Raw genomic sequence first — 17,567 nt, forward strand, 5'->3', positions numbered from 1 at the left:
CGTGCGGCTTTCCGGCCACAAGATCGCCGTCCTGATGGAGAGCGACTTCTACGAGCCCGAGATTCTCTACTACCAGTTCCGTTTCCCGGAGGAGGGCGCCGAGGTCCACTTCCTGTCCCGGCTCTGGGGCCAGGACTCGATGACCTTCCAGGGGCACGAGCACCGGATGCCCTTCGAGGTCTCCGAGTCCTTCGAGGACATCGACGAGTTCGCCCTCAAGGAGTTCTCCGCCGTGATCGTCCCCTCGGGGATGGTCTCCGACCGGCTCCGCTACACCGAGGACCCGGACAAACTGCCGCCCGCGTCCGCGTTCCTGCGCCGCGCCTTCCAGGACCCGGCCATCGTCAAGGGCATCATCTGCCACGGCATGTGGCTCACCGCGCCGCTGCCCTCCCTGGTGCGCGGGCGGCGCGCCGTCGTCCACAACAACCTCCTCGGCGACCTGCGCAACATGGGCGGCGAGTACGTGGACGAGGACGTCGTCGTCCACGACGACCTGGTGACCGCGCGCACCGGCCAGCACTGTCACGTGTTCGCCCGCACCATCATCGACCTCCTCGCGAGCAGGGAGAGGCCGGGCGTCCCGGGGCGCCGGACACCGGTGAGGAGCGGGACATGACCGCGATCGTGCCCTCGCACGCCCACCCGACGACACGGGAACGCATCCCGATCAGGGACATCCGCCCCCAGGTGCGCGGCGGGCAGGTGCCCGCCAAGGCGGTGCGCGGCGAGACCCTGACCATCAGTGCCACCGTCTTCCGTGAGGGCGCCGGCGCGGTCGGCGCCAACGTGGTCCTCTACGACCCGGCCGGCCGCCGCGGCCCCTGGACCCCGATGACCCTCGTGGACGCCGACTCCGACCGCTGGGAGGCCACGGTCGTCGTCGGGGCGGGCCGCACCGGACTGTGGACGTACACCGTCGAGGCCTGGGCCGACCCGCTCACCACATGGCGCCGCGACGCGCATCTGAAGATTCCCGCCGGGGTCGACGTCGAGCTGATGCTCGCGGAGGGGGCCCTGCTGCACGAGCGGGCCGCCCTCGGCATCCCGGACAAGGACCGCCGGGAGGCGGTGACGGCAGTGGCCGGAGCGCTCCGCGACGAAGCGAGCCCCTCCCCCCGCCGGCTCGAAGCGACCACCGGCCGTGAGGTGGTCGCCGCGCTGGAGAGCCACCCACTGCGAGAACTGGTCACCGTCTCCCGGCCGTTGCCCCTGCTCGTCGAGCGGCGGCGGGCCCTGGTCGGCTCCTGGTACGAGATGTTCCCGCGCTCGGAGGGCGCCGTGCTGCGGCCCGGCGCGCCCCCGGTGAGCGGCACCTTCGAGACCGCTGCCCGACGGCTGCCCGCGATCGCCGCCATGGGCTTCGACGTGGTGTACCTGCCGCCCATCCACCCCATCGGGCACACGCACCGCAAGGGGCCGGACAACACGCTCACCGCCGGGCCCGACGACGTGGGGTCGCCCTGGGCCATCGGCTCGGCCCGGGGCGGGCACGACGCCGTGCACCCGGACCTCGGAACCCTCGACGACTTCCGCCGGTTCGTCGCCCGGGCGGGGGAGCTGGGCCTGGAGATCGCCCTCGACCTCGCGCTGCAGTGCTCGCCCGACCACCCCTGGCTGACCGAGCACCCCGAGTGGTTCACGCAGCGCGCGGACGGCACCCTCGCCCCGGCCGAGAACCCGCCGAAGAAGTACGAGGACATCCACCCCCTCTCCTTCGACACGGACTTCGAGGGGCTGGTCGAGGAGACCCTGCGGCTGCTGCGCCACTGGATGGACCAGGGCGTGCGCATCTTCCGCGTCGACAACCCGCACACGAAGCCGGTCACCTTCTGGGAACGGGTCATCGGCGACATCGCGCTGACCGACCCCGACGTGGTGTTCCTGTCCGAGGCGTTCACCCGCCGGGCCATGGTGCACGCCCTCGCCCAGGCCGGATTCCAGCAGTCGTACACCTACTTCACGTGGAAGAACGACAAGCGGGAACTCACCGCGTACGCGACCGAACTCGCCCACGAGAGTTCCGACTTCCTGCGCCCCAACCTGTTCGTCAACACCCCGGACATCCTGCACGCCTACCTCCAGGACGGCGGCCGGCCCGCGTTCGAGGCCCGTGCGGTCCTCGCCGCGACCCTCGCGCCCACGTGGGGCGTGTACGCCGGGTTCGAGCTGTGCGAGAACGACGTGCTGAAGGGCGGCACCGAGGACTACCGGCATTCCGAGAAGTACGAACTGCGCCCGCGCGACTGGGCCGCGGCCGAGGCCGGGGGACGCACCATCACCCCGCTCGTCACCCGCCTCAACCAGCTGCGCCGCGCCCACCCCGCCCTCCAGGAACTGCGCAACCTGCGCTTCCACCACACCGGTCACGACCAGGTGATCGCCTACTCCAAGCAGGTGGCGCGGCCCGACGGCGACACCGACACCGTGATCGTCGTCGTCAACCTCGATCCGCACCGCATGTGCGAGACCACCGTCGACGTGGATCTCGCCGCGCTCGGCCTGCCCGAGGACGGCTCGCTGAAGGTGCGTGACGAACTCACCGGCGAGATCCACAGCTGGGGCCGCCACACGTACGTACGCCTGGAGCCCGGGCTGACGCCCGCCCACCTGCTGGTTCCCGTCGGTTCGGGGGAGGCGTCATGACCGTCGCCGTCGCGGCGCCCGTGCTCGAACCCCTGCTGTCCGCGCTGACGCCGTGGCTGCGCACCCGCCGCTGGTTCGGTGCCGACGGCGGGGCCCTGGACTCCATGAGGCCCGTCGTGGTCTCCGTCGTCCACGACGAGGCGCCCGTCCTCGTGCACGCCGTGCTCGGCGTCCCGCGGCCGGACGGCACCGAACAGCTCTACCAGCTCTTCCTCGGCCTGCGCCCCGCGCTGCCGCCGCGCCTCGCGGGCGCGGCCATCGCCACCGTGTCCGAGGGCCGCTGGCAGGGCTGGACGCTGTACGAGGCGACGGAGGACGCCGCCCTGATGGGGGTGCTGCTGCGCTCCCTCGCCGTCCGCGGCCGACGCGACGGTCCCCGCCTGGAACGCGCCTCCGCGCACCCGCTGCCCGTCGGCCTGGTGCCCCGTCTGCTGTCCGCCGACCAGAGCAACAGCGCGGTGGTGTACGGCGACCGGCTGCTGTTCAAGATCTACCGGCGTCCCGAGCCGGGGCCGCACCTGGAGGTGGAGGCCCTGCGTGCCCTCACCGAGCGGCACTGCGTCCGTACCCCCGCACTGCACGGCACGCTGTACACCGACGTCCCCGGCGGCGAAGGCCTGGTCCTCGGCATGTTCGAGGAGTTCCTGCCCGTCGAGGCGGACGGGTGGCAGACCGCCCTGCGCCAGGTCGGCGACTGCCTGGAGGGGCGGGACAGCGCGGCTCCCGCCACCGGCGGCTTCACGGCGCGCGCCCGCGCCCTCGGCGAGGCCGTCGCCGAGGTGCACGCCGTGCTCGCCGACGCCTTCCCGCGGACCAGGGTCACGCCGGAGGAGGTGGCCGATGAGGCCCGGCTGATGAAGCAGCGGCTGAGGCTGGCCGCCGACGAGGTGCCCGCCCTCGACCGCTACCGCGGCCGGATCGGCGCGCTCTACGACGACTACGCACGGCACGCGGGACGCGGCTGCCCCGTCTTCGCCCAGCGCGTCCACGGGGATCTGCACCTGGGGCAGGTGCTGCCCACGGCGGACGGCTGGCGCCTGATCGACTTCGAGGGCGAGCCGGACCGCTCCGCCGCCGAACGCGCCGAGCCCCAGCCCGTCCTGCGGGACGTCGCCGGGATGCTGCGTTCCTTCGACTACGCCGCGCAGACCGGCCTCGCCGCCGTGCGGAAACGGTCCGCCGAGCGGACCCCGGGTCTCCGTCTGCGGCACGCCCGCCGCGCGGAGGCCTGGGCGATCCGCAACCGCCGCGCGTTCATCGCCGGATACGCCGGTGCCGGGGGCGCAGACCCGCGCTGTCACCCGGTGCCGTTGCGCGCGTTCGAGGCCGACAAGGCGGTGTACGAGGCGGTGTACGAAGCCCGGCACCGCCCGGACTGGCTCGGCATCCCGCTCACCGCCGTCCACCGTCTCGCCGGAGTGCGCGGCTGAATGCCGCGTCGCCCGACCCGGGCCGCCACGGAGGAGCCCCCCGCACGAAGGTCAGGCCGATCCGACGGTTTGCCCGGCCCCACGCCCCGGCCGGTACCGGTAGCCACCGACAACGAGAGGACCCCCACCGTTGCTGCAGACACGGGACGCCGACGCCCTCACCGCCGGACCCGGGCCATCCGGTGCACGGATGGCCGACGCCGAGCTCGACCGGCTGCTCGCCGGGGCGCACCACGCCCCGCACGCCGTCCTCGGCGCCCACCGGGCCGAGGACGGCTCCGGCGTCGTCGTACGCGTGCTCCGTCCGCTCGCCGGCGCTGTCGCCGTGCTCACCGACCGCGGCGCCCGGGTCGACCTGGTCCACCAGTCGGCGGGGCTGTTCACCGGCACGCTGCCCGTCGACGAGATCCCGCGCTACCGCCTGCTGGTGACGTACGGGGACGGCGAGGAGGCGCACGACGACGGCTACCGGTTCCTGCCCACCCTCGGCGAGCTCGACCTGCATCTCATCTCCGAGGGCCGTCACGAGGAGCTGTGGCGTGTCCTCGGCGCACGGGTGCTGACCCTAGACGGCGTCACGGGCACCGCCTTCGCCGTCTGGGCTCCGAACGCCCAAGGGGTGCGCGTCGTCGGTGACTTCAACGGCTGGGACGGTGTGGCCCACCCCATGCGCTCGCTCGGGTCCAGCGGGGTCTGGGAGCTGTTCGTGCCCGCGGTGGGCACCGGCACCCGGTACAAGTACGAGATCCGCACCCGCGACGGGCGGCTGATCCAGAAGGCCGATCCGCTGGCGCGCGCCGCCGAGTGCCCGCCGGCCACGGCGTCCGTCGTGCACACCTCCACGTACGCGTGGACGGACGCGGAGTGGATGGCGAGCCGCGGCGGGCAGGACTGCCGGCTCACCCCGATGTCCGTGTACGAGGTGCACCTGCCGTCCTGGCGCCCCGGGCGCACCTATCGGCAGCTCGCCGAGGAACTCCCCGCCTATCTCTCCGACATGGGATTCACCCATGTCGAGTTCATGCCCGTGATGGAGCATCCTTTCGGCGGCTCGTGGGGATATCAGGTCTCCGGTTTCTACGCCCCCACCGCGCGGATGGGCGGCCCCGACGACTTTCGGCATCTGGTGAATGCGCTTCACACAGCAGGAATCGGAGTCGTCGCCGACTGGGTCCCCGCGCATTTCCCCCGGGACGACTTCGCCCTCTCCCGTTTCGACGGAGAGCATCTCTACGAACCCTCCGACCCGCGGCGTGCGAATCATCCGGACTGGGGCACCCTCGAATTCGACTACGGCCGCCGCGAGGTCCGCAATTTCCTGGTGGCGAACGCGGTCTACTGGTGTTCCGAGTTCCACATCGACGCGCTGCGGGTGGACGCGGTCGCCTCCATGCTCTACCTCGACTACTCGCGCCCGCAGGGCGGCTGGGCTCCCAACGAGCGCGGGGGCAGGGAGAACCTCGCCGCGGTCGCCTTCCTCCAGGAGCTGACCGACACCGTCCGCCGCCGGGTGCCGGGCGCCCTCACGATCGCCGAGGAGTCCACCGCTTGGCCGGGTGTGACCCGGCCCACTTTCGACGTCGGGCCCGACGGATTCGGCGGGCTCGGCTTCGATCTGAAATGGAACCTGGGCTGGATGCACGACACGCTCGGCTATCTGGAACGTGACCCTGTGCACCGGGTCCATCACCAGGGCGACATGACCTTCGCGATGGTCTATGCCTATAGCGAGCGGTATCTGCTGCCGCTCTCCCATGACGAAGTCGTGCACGGCAAACGCGCCATGGTGACCAAGATGCCGGGGGACTGGTGGCAGCAGCGGGCGAATCTGCGGGCCTGTCTGGCATTCATGTGGGCCCACCCCGGAAAGCAACTCCTGTTTATGGGACAAGAGTTCGGGCAGGGCGCCGAGTTCGACCACGACGCTGGCCCGCAGTGGTGGCTGCTGGACGAGGACTCGCCCGCGCACGGCGACCACCGGGGGGTCCAGTCCCTGGTCCGCGACCTGAACCGGGTCTACGGGGCGACCCCCGCCCTGTGGGAGCTGGACACCTCACCGGACGGCTTCGCCTGGATCGACGGGTCCCACGCGGAGGCCAACGTCCTGTCGTTCGTCCGCCGCGACGCGGAGGGGCGCCCGCTGGTGGCCGTCTGCAACTTCTCCCCGGTGGTGCGCACCGGGTACCGCGTCGGGCTGCCGGAGGCCGGCCTGTGGCGGGAGGCCCTCAACACCGACGCCGTCGCGTACGGCGGAACAGGCGTACACAACGGCGGGGTGATCCGGGCGGAGCCGGTGCCCTGGCAGGGGCAGGCGCGGAGCGCGGTGCTCACGCTGCCGCCGCTCGGGGTGTTCTGGCTGTCGCCCGCCTCTCCGGAAGGAGGCGGGGGAGCCGGTCGTGAGCGGTGACGCAAGGGGTGTTGCGGGTCGGTGCGGGACCGCTGCTATCCCCGGTCGTCGGCGAGGGACGCCTGGATGTGGGGGGTGCGGGCCATACCGGCCGAGGAGAGCGCCATGTCGTAGGCCTTGAGCGCTTCCTTGACGTCCCCGCCGTGGCGCTGCCACAGGTCGCCGATGTAGCGCCAGTTGAGGGCGGTCTCCCGGGACGGGGGGAAGTGGTGCAGATGCCGGGCGGCCGCCCGGAGGTAGGGGAGCGCCCGGTCGGCGTCCTGTCGCAGGAAGTGGACCTCGGCGAGCGTCGCCCGTGCGGCGGCCGACAGGACGCGCGGCTCGGTGCCGAGCAGCCCGAGCGCGCGCTCCGCGTGGGCCAGCGCCTCGTCCCACTGGCCGCGAGCCTTCTCCGCGTCGGCAAGGAGGATCTCGCAGCGGGCGAGTTCGTCGGCGTTGCCGACCTCGGCGAGGGACTGCTGGGCGGACTCGAGCATGCCCTTGGCCCGGTCGGGATCAGGGTGGCCGCTCTGCAGCAGCAGGAAGCCGAAGTTCATCTTGAGCGAGGCGACATGGCGCTGGTTGTCGCCCTCGGCCATCATCGCCAGGGCCCGTTCGACGAGCGCCAGCGCCTCGTTCAGCCTGCCTCGTGAGTTGGCGACGAGCCCGGCGTTCCAGTAGACGGCGCCGCGCGCGGCGTAGGAGCCCTCCGCTTCGGAGGCCGGGATCAGGCGCTCGCCCAGGAGGTGGGCCCGGGTGAGGTCGCCCCGCATGTGGTACGAGGCCATGAGTGTCGAGCCCAGCTGAATGTGATCCATCGTCACGTCGAGCCCCAGCGAGTCGAGCTTGGCCAGAGCCCGCTCGCCGATCTCGATGCTGACAGCGATGTCCCCTGCGTTGCGGTAGCACCGGCACAGGGCGACGGCGACCTGGCACCACTCGTCCGAGCCGGCGGCCAGCGCCGAGTCGTTGAACACGTCGTCGAGGATCGGGATCGCGGCTTCCAGGCGGTCGAGCTTCTCGAGCGCGGTGGCCTGTCCTATCAGGGCGCGGCGGACCGCCGGAGCGTCCAGGGCGGAGCGGCGCGCCAGCACCTCGCTGAAGGTTTGCAGAGCCTCACCGTTGGCACCGTTGCGCAGGGCCATCTCGCCGAAGGCCAGCTTGAGGTGCGTCTCGCCGAGCTCCTCGCCGTTTCGGCCGGTGCGGAGGTATTCGACGGAGCTCCCGAGTTTGGCCGCGATGGTGGCCAGCACGCCGTCCGACGGAGTGCGCTTCCCGGCTTCGATCAAGGAGATGTAGCTGATCGACACGTCCTGGGAAGCCAGGTCCTGCTGTTTCAGTCCATGCCTCGTGCGGAGCGTCCTTATGCGATCGCCAAGGCCTGTGGGGGCGTGCGCCTCGGTGTAGTCCACCTGGACTCCTTCCGGAGCTATCACAGTCCAGATTACAAAGCTAAGTTACCAGCTTGACCACTCTCTGTCAAAAAGTCAACAGGCCAGGAAGGTTTGCATTTGACAATCAACTTGAGGGACTCCCGGGCGAGGCGGGGGTGTCCATTCGAAGTGGATGTAGATATTCCGATCCCAGCCAGAGATCATCTTTTGCCAAATCAAGACTTGACTGAGCGAGTAATTTGAACTTGACTCAAGGAGTCAATTCACCGCGTGATTTTCGAGAGGTGAAGTAATGAGGGGACGGATCTTTCTGCTCGTCGCGGCTTTGACTTTCGTGGCCGGGATTATCTTCAGCGCATTAGGGATAATGGCCGCCGGGTCGCACGGGAAGGCCGAGTCCGTGGAGACGTCGTACACACCGCAAGGCGTCGGCGGTGCTTCCGGTTGCTGCTGACGACCGTGTCGCGGCCCCGTGTGGACATCCTCACCCGCGAATACCCGCCCGAAATCTACGGCGGAGCGGGTGTCCACGTCACCGAACTGACCAGGAGCCTGCGCAGGCTCACCGATGTGAGGGTGCGATGCCTGGGAGCCCCCAGGACGGCACAGGACGTGGAAGCGTATCGACCGCCCGAGGAACTCGCCTACGCCGACGGGGCGCTGAAGTTCCTCGGAGCCGACCTGGCGATGGCGGGTGACTGTGCCGGTACGGGAGTCGTGCACAGCCACACGTGGTACGCCAACATGGCCGGCCATCTCGCGGGACTGCTGCACGGGGTACCGCACGTCGTGACGATGCACAGCCTGGAACCACTACGCCCCTGGAAGGCCGAGCAGTTGGGAGGCGGGTACGCGCTCTCGTGCTGGATGGAGCGCACCGCCGTCGAGTCTGCCGACCAGGTCGTCGCGGTCTCCGCCGCGATGCGGGAGGACATCCTCCGGGTCTACCCGGAGGTGTCGCCGGCGCGGGTCCGGGTGATCCACAACGGCATCGACACAAGGGAGTACAGAGCCGATCACTGCACCGAGGCGCTCCGCCGCTTCGGGATCGCCGAGGACAGGCCGATGGTGTTGTTCGTGGGCAGGGTCACCCGGCAGAAGGGACTGCCGCACCTGCTTCGCGCGGCGTTCGACCTGCCGCCGGACGCCCAGCTCGTGCTGTGCTGCGGCCGGCCGGACACACCCGAGATCGCCGCCGAGGTGGCGGCGCTCGTAGAGGAACTGCGCAAGGAACGGGACGGAGTGATCCGCATCGACGGGATGCTGGACACGACGTCGGTACGACAACTGCTGACCCATGCCACCGTGTTCGTGTGCCCTTCGCTGTACGAGCCGATGGGCATCGTGAACCTGGAGGCGATGGCGTGCGGTACGCCCGTGGTGGCGTCCGCCGTCGGCGGGATCCCGGAGGTCGTCGACGACGGGACGACCGGAACGCTGGTCGGTTTCGAGGCACATTCCGATGCCTCGGGCGAGCCACGGGATCCGGAGAAGTTCGCGGCCGGACTGGCCGCGGCGATCGGTGAACTGCTCGACGATCGCGTACGGGCCGCTGCCTTGGGGACAGCGGGCCGGGCGCGGGCGGTCGAGGAGTTCTCGTGGGACCGCGCAGCCGAGCGGACGATGGACGTCTATCAGGACGTCCTCTCCGCACGGTGAACCAGGGCGCCGGCCAGGCGCCCCGCTCGATGCTTCAGAGCTGCCCCTTCGACGCCGGCCGGTGTCGGAGGGGCGCTTTGCCGTCCGGGTAGGGGAAATGGCAGGCGGCCACGTGCGGGTCGTCGGCGCTCCGGCCGGCCGGCTCGGGCGTCTCCCGCTCGCACAGGGCACGCGCCTCGGGCGCCGCCCCCTGGTACACCGGGCAGCGCGCACGGAACAGGCAGCCGGCCGTGCGTTCCCCGGCCCCGGGCGGGTCACCGGGCAGGATGATCCGCTCACGGGCCCGCTCGGCACGGGGGTCGGGCAGCGGGACCGCGGACAACAGGGCCTTGGTGTACGGGTGCCGGGGCCGGGTGAACACCTCGGTGACGCCCCCGGATTCGATGGTCCGGCCTCCGTACATCACCACCAGCCGGTCCGCGATCTGCCGCACCACCGCCAGGTCGTGCGTGACGAAGACGCAGGCGGGGCCGAGATCCCGCTTGAGCCGGCGCAGCAGCTCCAGGATCCCGGCCTGCACGGAGACGTCGAGCGCGGAGACCGGCTCGTCCAGGAGCAGCAGTTCCGGCTCGACGGCCAGGGCGCGGGCGAAGGCGATGCGCTGGCGCTGGCCTCCGGAGAACTCGTGGGGATAGCGTCCGGCGGCGGAGGGGTCGAGGCCGACCTGCCGGAGCAGCTCCGGTGTGCGGGCGGCGGCCCGCGCCTTGTCGGTCCGCTGGGCGAGCAGCGGTTCGGCGATGATGGCGCCCACCGTCATCCGCGGGTCGAGGGCCGCCATGGGGTCCTGGAGGACCAGCTGGACGCGGCCGCGCAGCCGCCGTACGTCCGCCCGGCGCAGTTGGGCCGTGTCGTGGCCGAGTATCTCGATGCGGCCCGCCTCCGGTGCCGCGAACGCGATGACCTCGGACAGGGTGGTGGACTTGCCGGCGCCCGACTCGCCCACCAGGGCGACCGTCTCGCCGCGCCGGACGTCCAGGTCCGCCCGCTGCACGGCGTGCAGGGCCTCCGCGGGGCGGCGGCGCAGCCGCAGGCCGGAACGGCGGGGGAGCGGGTAGCTCTTGGTGAGCCCGGTGATCCGCAGCACCTGGTCCGCCCCCGGCCTCAGTCCGGGTGCCGTCGCCTTCGCTCCGGCAACCGCCGCCTTGGCCGCGCCGGCCCCCGGCCCGGCCCCGGCGACCGGCCCGCCGGACCGTTCGCCCGGCACCGACGGGGGGAACAGTTCCTGCGCGGTGTGCCGGGCGGTCGTGCCGGTGTGGAAGCAGGCGGCGAGATGCCGGTCCCCGACGCCCCGGACCGTCGCGGCGGTCGCCCCGGACACGCGGGCCAGCGGAGGCTCCGCCTGCTCGCAGTGCGCGTCCGCGATCGGGCACCTCGGTGCGAAGGAACAGCCCGGCGGTGCGGTCCCGGGCGCGGGGGGCGTGCCCGGGACCGGGGTGAGTGTCGCCACGTCGTCCAGCCGGGGGACCGAGCCGATCAGGCCCAGGGTGTACGGCATCCGGGGGCGGGAGAACAGATCGTCCACCGGCGCCGACTCCACGATGCGTCCCGCGTACATGACCGCGACCCGGTCGGCCGCGCCCGCGATCACGCCCAGGTCGTGACTGACCAGGAGCAGCGCGGCGCCGGTCGCCTTGCGGGCCACCGCGAGGGCGTCGAGCACCTGAGCCTGCACGGTGACGTCGAGGGCGCTGGTGGGTTCGTCCGCGACGATGACGTCGGGGCGGTTGGCGACGGCCATCGCGATCATGGCCCGCTGGCGCAGACCGCCGGACAGTTCGTGCGGGTACGCGCGGGCGGCCCGGTCCGGCTCGGGCACGCCCACGCTCTCCAGCAGCCCGACGGCACGGCGCAGTGCCGACTCCCGTGTCGGGCGGGGCCGTTGGTGGATGCGGAGTGCCTCGCCGATCTGGTCCCCGATGCGCCGCACCGGGGTGAAGGCGGTGAGCGGGTCCTGGAACACCATGGCGATCCGACGCCCGCGCTGCTGCGCCAGCTCCCGTACGGGGAGCCCGACGAGTTCGGTGCCGAGCAGCCGGACCGAGCCGCGGACGACGGCACCGGGCGGGGTGAGCCCGAGCAGCGAGAGCGCGGTCATGGACTTGCCCGCCCCCGACTCCCCGACGAGGCCGAGGACCTCGCCGGCGCGCAGGGTGAGGCTCACACCGCGGACGACCGGAACGGGTCCGGACCGGCGCCCGCCCGGCAACGAGACGTGCAGGTCGCGGACTTCGAGTATCGCGCTCCTCGTCATGCGCGTACCGCCACCGGGTCGAGCGCGTCACGCAGCGCCTCGCCCACGAGATTCACGGCGAGGACGAAGCAGAGCAGCAGACCGGTCGGGAAGAAGAACATCCACGGATAGGTGAGGGCCACGTCCGTGCTGTCGGCGATCAGCGTGCCCAGGGAGACGTCCGGGGGCTGCACCCCGAAGCCGAAGTAGGAAAGGCCCGTTTCGCTGATCACCGCGCCCGCCACCGCGATGGTCGCGTGGGTGATCAGGAAGGACGCCATGTGCGGCACGACATGGCGCCGAATGATCAGGAAGGGTCGGACGCCCATGTGCCGTGCGGCGACGACGTAGGGGCGTTCCTTCAGCGAGAGCGTCATGGCGCGCACGGCCCGCGCCGTGAGCATCCAGCCCAGCGCGGCGAGCAGCCCCACGAAGGCCGTCCAGCCCGCGTCGCGCAGTGCCGGCGCGACCACGACCAGGACCAGGAAGCCGGGGATCACCAGGAGCAGGTCGACCAGGAACATCAGGAGGCGGTCCGTCCAGCCGCCGAAATACCCCGCGCAGGTGCCGACCGCCGCGGCCAGCCCCGTACTGAACAGGGCCACGAACAGACCGATGAGCAGCGATTTCTGCAGACCGCGGACCGTCTGTGCGAAGACGTCCTGGCCGATCCGGCTGGTGCCGAACCAGTGCCGGGTGCTCGGTGCGGACCGCAGCGCGGTGTAGTCCACGTCGGTGTGGCTCCAGGAGGTGAGGTGGGGACCCACGAAGGCGAGCAGGAAGAGGGCGACGATCAGCACCGCGCCGGCGACGGCACGCGGTGAGCGGGCCAGGCCGCGCAGTCCCGGCGTCACCCGCGCCGCACCCTCGGGTCGAGCACGACGAGCAGGACGTCGGCGACGAGGCCCGCCAGCAGGACCGTCACGGACGCGAACAGATTGACCGCGACGACCGAGTTGACGTCGCCCTTCTGCGCCGCGTCCATGAACCAGCTGCCCATGCCGGGCCAGCCGAAGATCTGCTCGGCGAAGACCGAGCCGGTGAACAGGGTGAGGAACCCGAAGGAGAAGAAGGTGGTCATCGGGATGAGCGAGGTCCGCAGCCCGTGCCGCAGCAGGGCCCTGCCGGGGGTGAGTCCCTTGGCCTGGGCCGTGCGCAGGTGGTCGGAGCCCAGCACGTCCAGGGTGGCCCCGCGCTGGTAGCGGCTGTAGGACGCGATCGAGCCGAGTGCGACCGTGGCCGCCGGCAGTACCAAGTGGCCCGCTCTGTCCTGGAGATGGGAGAGCAGGCCGCCGGAACGGCCCGGGGTGCTCTCGCCCGTGTAGCGGATGACCGTGTGGCCCACGGCCTGGTTCAGCTGCAGCGCGCCGTCCTTGAGCAGCAGGGCCAGTACGAAGGTGGGCACCGAGAGCACGAGGAAGGAGAAGACCGTCAGCATCCGGTCCGGCAGCCGACCTCTGCGCACCGCGGCCCACACCCCCGCCAGGACGCCGAGGCCGGTGCCGACGAGCGTGCCGATGAGCAGCAGCCGTGCCGAGACACCCACCCGGCGGCCGAACTCGTCGTTGACCGAGTCCCCGTCGATGGTGCGCCCCAGGTCGCCGTGGAGCGCGTGCCAGGACCAGTGCGCGAACCGGTGCAGGACCGGCTCTCGTTCGTCGAGCCCCAAAGAGGCGAGTTCGCGGTCGACGGAGGCGGCGGGCGGCGGCGGTTGACGGTCCGCGAAGTACGCCCGCGGGTCGAGTGCGGCGGAACTGACGAGGTACGACAGAAGGGTCGAGACCACGAGCAGGATGACGCTGTGGATGAGACGCTGGGACAGGCGGCCGACCATGCGACTCCTCATGGTCAGTGGGGGTCATGGGCTTCACCGGTGTGACACTCGGCAATGCTATGGTCTCCGCGCGTAAATCGTAGATCAGTTCGCCCAGTTCACCTCAATGTCAGTGAAGGAGCTGGTGTGGGGCGTTTGCGTCGGGTGTGGCTCGCGTTCGGTCTGGCGATGACGGTCCTGCTGGCGGGATGTACCTCCTCCGGAGGAGCGCATCCCGACGGAGGAACCCCGTCGAAGCCGGTCGAATTCGGCACCCAGGACATCAACGCCCACTCCCCGAGCGACCTGCGCGCAGGCGGCACCTTCACCCTGTCGACCCCGCAGTGGGCGACGCAGTACAACTTCAATCAGACCAGTGGCGCGCTCGACCAGGTCGCACAGATCGACAGCCTGGTGGAACCCGTCCTCTTCCACCTCGACGCGAAGGGCGTCCCGCACGCCAACCCGGACTACCTCACCTCCGCGGCCCTCACCTCCACCTCGCCGCAGACCGTCACCTACCGGCTGAACCCCAAGGCCCACTGGTCCGACGGAAGGCCGCTGTCCGCGACCGACTTCCAGGCTCAGTGGCGGGCCCTCGGCACCGGCGACGAGCGGTACGACATCGCCGATCCGTCCGGGTACGACCGGATCAAGGAGGTGCGGCAGGGCGCCGGACCGCACGAGGTGAAGGTGGTCTTCCGCACCCCGTACGCCGACTGGCAGCGGCTGTTCACACCGCTCTTCCCGGCCTCCGCCATCGGCACCCCGGAGCAGTTCAACAAGGGCTGGGTCAACCGGATCCCGGTGACCGCGGGCCCCTTCAGGATCGCGTCGATCGACCGCACGGAGCAGACCGTCACCGCGGTGCCCGATCCGCACTGGTGGGGTACGCCGCCGCGGCTCGACAAGGTCATCTTCCGTACGCTGCTGCCCGCCGCCGCCCAACAGGCCTACCTCAACGGAGAGATCGACGCGGTCAACGCGGCGACCACGGAGGACTACGGGAAGCTCAAGGGCGCCAAGAACAGCGACATCAGGATCGGTTCGGCCTGGGACGAGGTCCATGTGTCCCTCAACGGCGCCGGCGGTCCGCTGTCCGACATCGACGTCCGGCACGCGGTCCAGCGGGCCGTGAACCGGCAGGCCCTCGCGGACGTCGCCGCCGAAGGACTGCCCGTCGGAGTCCCGCTGCTCGGCAACCACATCTTCATGACCAACCAGCCCGGCTACGTCGACCACTCGGCACCGTGGGGGAAGTACGACCTGGCGGAGGCCGGGCGCATCCTGGACCGGGCGGGCTGGAAGAACCGGGGCGAGGGCCGGCCACGGGTCAAGGACGGCAAGGAACTGCGGCTGCGGTTCGTGCTGAGCAACGCGACCAACCGCCTCGGCCTCGACCTCGCCCAGCTGGTCCAGCAGATGCTCGCCCAAGCGGGCATCAAGGTGGACATCACCAAGGTGCCGGCCAACGACTACGGCCCGAAATACCTGTTCACCGGCAACTTCGACATGGTGATCTTCCGCTTCACCGGGCTCGTCTACCCCAGCTCCACCGTGTCGATCTACCAGCAGCCCAAGGGCGACCAGGCCTACCTGAACTACGGGCGGGTCTCCGACGCCAAGCTGGACCACCTGCTCAAGCAGGCCGCCGGCACCCTCGACCGGACCCGCGCCACCCAGCTCTACAACCAGGCGGACGCCGAGATATGGCGGCTCGGCCACGACGTCGAGCTCTACCAGCGCCCTCAGGTGATGGCCGTGCGCAAGGGCCTCGCCAACTTCGGCGTCCCGGGACTCGGCGACATCGACTTCTCCAAGGTCGGCTGGGTGAAGGGTGCCCCCGGCGGCTGAGGAACCGCCGCCGGGGGCACCCTCTCAGGTCGTCAGCGGGAGCCGTCCGTGTCGTCCGGCAGGGACACGAGGAGGACGACACTGCGACCGTGCGCGTGCAGGGAGTGGCCGTCGACCGGCTCCTCCCGGCCCTCGGCGAGGATGTCGTGCGGGCCGCGGCAGGCCGTGTCGAGGACGCGGTGCCACCGGTGGCCGCGTATCCGGGGCAGTTCGAAGTCCAGCCCCAGGTGGTACATGTTCAGGATCAGATGCAGGTCGGGATCGCCCTCGAACCCGCCGAGCGTGCACGCCAGCACCCGGGCGTTGGTGTCCTCCCAGCCGGGCTGCTCCAGCCGGGTGCCGTGCCAGGTGACGTCGGGCAGCCGCCGCGCGTTGAGGTGCCCGTTGAAGAACCGCGCCTCGCGGAAGGTGCGGTAGCGCCGGCGCAGCTCGATGATCCGGCGGGTGAAGTCCTTGGTCTCCTGCTCCTTCTCCGCCTGGTCCCAGTCCAGCCAGGACGTCGCGTTGTCCTGGCAGTAGGCGTTGTTGTTGCCGCCCTGGCTGTTGCGGAACTCGTCGCCGGCCAGCAGCATCGGCACACCGCGGCTCAGCATCAGCACGGACAGCAGGTTCTTGATCTGCCGCACCCGCAGCCGCTCGACGTCGTGCTCCTCGCTGGGGCCCTCGACCCCGCAGTTCCAGCTGAAGTTCTCGTTCGCGCCGTCGGCCTCGGCCTCTCCGTTGGCGTAGTTGTGCTTGTGGTCGTACGACACCAGGTCGTTGAGGGTGAAGCCGTCGTGGCAGGTGATGAAGTTGATGCTGTTGGTGGGCAGTTCGTTCTGTGGTCCGAAGAGGTCCTCCGAGCCTCCGAGCCGTTTGGCGACCTCTCCGACGAGTCCGGCGTCGCCGCGGACGAACCGGCGCACGTCGTCGCGGAACGGTCCGTTCCACTGGGACCAGCGCTTTCCGGGGAACCGGCCCACCTGATAGAGCCCGCCGCCGTCCCAGGGCTCCGCGATGATCTTCGTCTCGGCGAGCACCTTCGACAGCTCGATCGCCCACAGCACGGGCGGCACGGCCATCTCGTAGCCCTTGTCGCCGCGGGACAGCTCCGAGGCCAGGTCGAAGCGGAAGCCGTCGACGTGATGCTCGGTGACCCAGTACTCCAGGGACTCGACGATGAACTTGGAGACGAAGGGATGGTTGGCGTTGACGGCGTTGCCGCAGCCCGTGAAGTCCATGTAGTGGCTGCGGTCCTGCGGCCACAGGTGGTAGTACGCCTCGTTGGCCTGGCCGCGGAAGCTGATGGTCGGGCCGAACTCGTTGCCCTCGCTGGTGTGGTTGAAGACGACGTCGAGGATGACCTCGATGCCCGCCCGGTGGAAGGCCTTCACCATGTCCCTGAACTCGCTGATGTGCGTGTTCAGATGGGGCGAGGTGCAGTAGCCGGTGTGCGGTGCGAAGAAGCCGTAGGGGTCGTAGCCCCAGTAGTTGGGCAGCCGTTCGCCGTCCGGGCCGACGCGCAGCACCTGCGTCTCGTCGAAGTCGAAGACGGGCAGCAACTCGACCGCGGTGATGCCCAGTTCCTTCAGGTACGGAATCTTCTCGACGACCGCGGAGAAGGTGCCGGGGCTCGCCGTGCGCGAGGTCGATGACGCGGTCAGACCGCGCACGTGCATCTCGTACAGGACGGTCTCCGCCATCGGGAGCCGCAGCGGCCGGTCGTCCTCCCAGTCGTAGTCGTCGAGGTCGACGACCAGACTGCGCATGGAGTGCGCGACGTTGTCGTCCAGGCCGATGGCGGCGGTGCGGTCCCAGCGGCTGTTGATGTTGGCGCGGGCGTACGGGTCCAGCAGCACCTTGCGGTGGTCGAACCGCGCACCCGACCTGCTCGTGTCATGGGGGCCGTCCATGCGGTACGCGTAGACCTGCCCCGCGCCGATGCCGCCGACGTGGCAGTGCCAGAAGTGGAAGCTGCGATGGGTCTCCGCGTGGAGCTGGACGGTGCGGGAGGGCTCGGGGTCGTCGCAGTGGTCGAAGAGCAGCAGGTCGACACGTGTCGCGTGCTCCGAGAAGACGGAGAAGTTGACGCCGTCCGCGTCCACGGTGCTGCCCAGCGGCTGCGGACGTCCTGCTGTGATGTCCGGCGCCTCGGTCATGATCTCTCCCCGGTCTC

General features: G+C 70.7%; 11 protein-coding genes. 6 read left to right on the forward strand and 5 right to left on the reverse strand.

Annotated elements, in window-relative coordinates; translation table 11 throughout:
• The first annotated feature begins 1 nt into the window (after position 1).
• The 4 genes from ACZ4IF_RS34510 (at position 2) to glgB (ending at position 6,483) form a co-directional block, all read left to right on the forward strand.
• Positions 2 to 619 (forward strand): DJ-1/PfpI family protein, encoded by a 618-nt coding sequence (locus tag ACZ4IF_RS34510; RefSeq protein ID WP_359489737.1) that lies wholly within the window; start codon positions 2 to 4, stop codon positions 617 to 619.
• On the forward strand, positions 616 to 2,646 hold the full coding sequence (locus tag ACZ4IF_RS34515; protein ID WP_467570050.1) for an alpha-1,4-glucan--maltose-1-phosphate maltosyltransferase: 2,031 nt from the start codon (positions 616 to 618) through the stop codon (positions 2,644 to 2,646). The genes ACZ4IF_RS34510 and ACZ4IF_RS34515 overlap by 4 nt, the downstream gene beginning before the upstream one ends.
• Positions 2,643 to 4,076, forward strand: a complete 1,434-nt coding sequence (locus tag ACZ4IF_RS34520) for a maltokinase N-terminal cap-like domain-containing protein (RefSeq protein ID WP_467570053.1) — start codon at positions 2,643 to 2,645, stop codon at positions 4,074 to 4,076. Before ACZ4IF_RS34515 ends, ACZ4IF_RS34520 begins: the two co-directional genes overlap by 4 nt.
• Positions 4,077 to 4,266: 190 nt before the next feature.
• Positions 4,267 to 6,483 carry a 1,4-alpha-glucan branching protein GlgB gene (gene glgB, locus ACZ4IF_RS34525; protein ID WP_467570055.1) on the forward strand — a complete coding sequence of 739 codons (2,217 nt, stop codon included), beginning with the start codon at positions 4,267 to 4,269 and terminating at the stop codon, positions 6,481 to 6,483.
• A 35-nt stretch (positions 6,484 to 6,518) separates the two neighbouring features.
• Here the strand turns inward: glgB and ACZ4IF_RS34530 are convergent, their stop codons facing one another.
• Positions 6,519 to 7,874 carry a helix-turn-helix domain-containing protein gene (locus ACZ4IF_RS34530; protein WP_467570058.1) on the reverse strand — a complete coding sequence of 452 codons (1,356 nt, stop codon included), beginning with the start codon at positions 7,872 to 7,874 and terminating at the stop codon, positions 6,519 to 6,521.
• A 456-nt stretch (positions 7,875 to 8,330) separates the two neighbouring features.
• Here ACZ4IF_RS34530 and glgA point away from each other — a divergent pair, with 456 nt between their 5' ends.
• Positions 8,331 to 9,515, forward strand: a complete 1,185-nt coding sequence (gene glgA / locus ACZ4IF_RS34535) for a glycogen synthase (protein ID WP_467570148.1) — start codon at positions 8,331 to 8,333, stop codon at positions 9,513 to 9,515.
• Between the two features lie 34 nt (positions 9,516 to 9,549).
• On the opposite strand, the gene ACZ4IF_RS34540 is transcribed toward glgA, so the two are convergent.
• The 3 genes from ACZ4IF_RS34540 to ACZ4IF_RS34550 are packed head-to-tail and all read right to left on the reverse strand — an operon-like array spanning position 9,550 to position 13,579.
• A complete protein-coding gene (locus tag ACZ4IF_RS34540; protein ID WP_467570061.1) occupies positions 9,550 to 11,766 on the reverse strand; it encodes an ABC transporter ATP-binding protein in 2,217 nt (738 codons plus the stop codon).
• On the reverse strand, positions 11,763 to 12,599 hold the full coding sequence (locus ACZ4IF_RS34545) for an ABC transporter permease (protein WP_467570064.1): 837 nt from the start codon (positions 12,597 to 12,599) through the stop codon (positions 11,763 to 11,765). The genes ACZ4IF_RS34540 and ACZ4IF_RS34545 overlap by 4 nt, the downstream gene beginning before the upstream one ends.
• Positions 12,596 to 13,579 (reverse strand): ABC transporter permease, encoded by a 984-nt coding sequence (locus tag ACZ4IF_RS34550; protein ID WP_467570067.1) that lies wholly within the window; start codon positions 13,577 to 13,579, stop codon positions 12,596 to 12,598. Before ACZ4IF_RS34550 ends, ACZ4IF_RS34545 begins: the two co-directional genes overlap by 4 nt.
• 126 nt (positions 13,580 to 13,705) lie before the next feature.
• On the opposite strand from ACZ4IF_RS34550, the gene ACZ4IF_RS34555 reads away from it, so the two are divergent.
• Positions 13,706 to 15,412: an ABC transporter family substrate-binding protein gene (locus tag ACZ4IF_RS34555; RefSeq protein ID WP_467570069.1), complete on the forward strand. Its 1,707-nt coding sequence runs from the start codon at positions 13,706 to 13,708 to the stop codon at positions 15,410 to 15,412.
• 32 nt (positions 15,413 to 15,444) lie between these two features.
• Here the strand turns inward: ACZ4IF_RS34555 and glgX are convergent, their stop codons facing one another.
• A complete protein-coding gene (gene glgX / locus ACZ4IF_RS34560; protein WP_467570072.1) occupies positions 15,445 to 17,550 on the reverse strand; it encodes a glycogen debranching protein GlgX in 2,106 nt (701 codons plus the stop codon).
• Between the last annotated feature and the right edge of the window lie 17 nt (positions 17,551 to 17,567).

It is taken from the genome of Streptomyces sp. NPDC025784 (genome assembly GCF_055558435.1).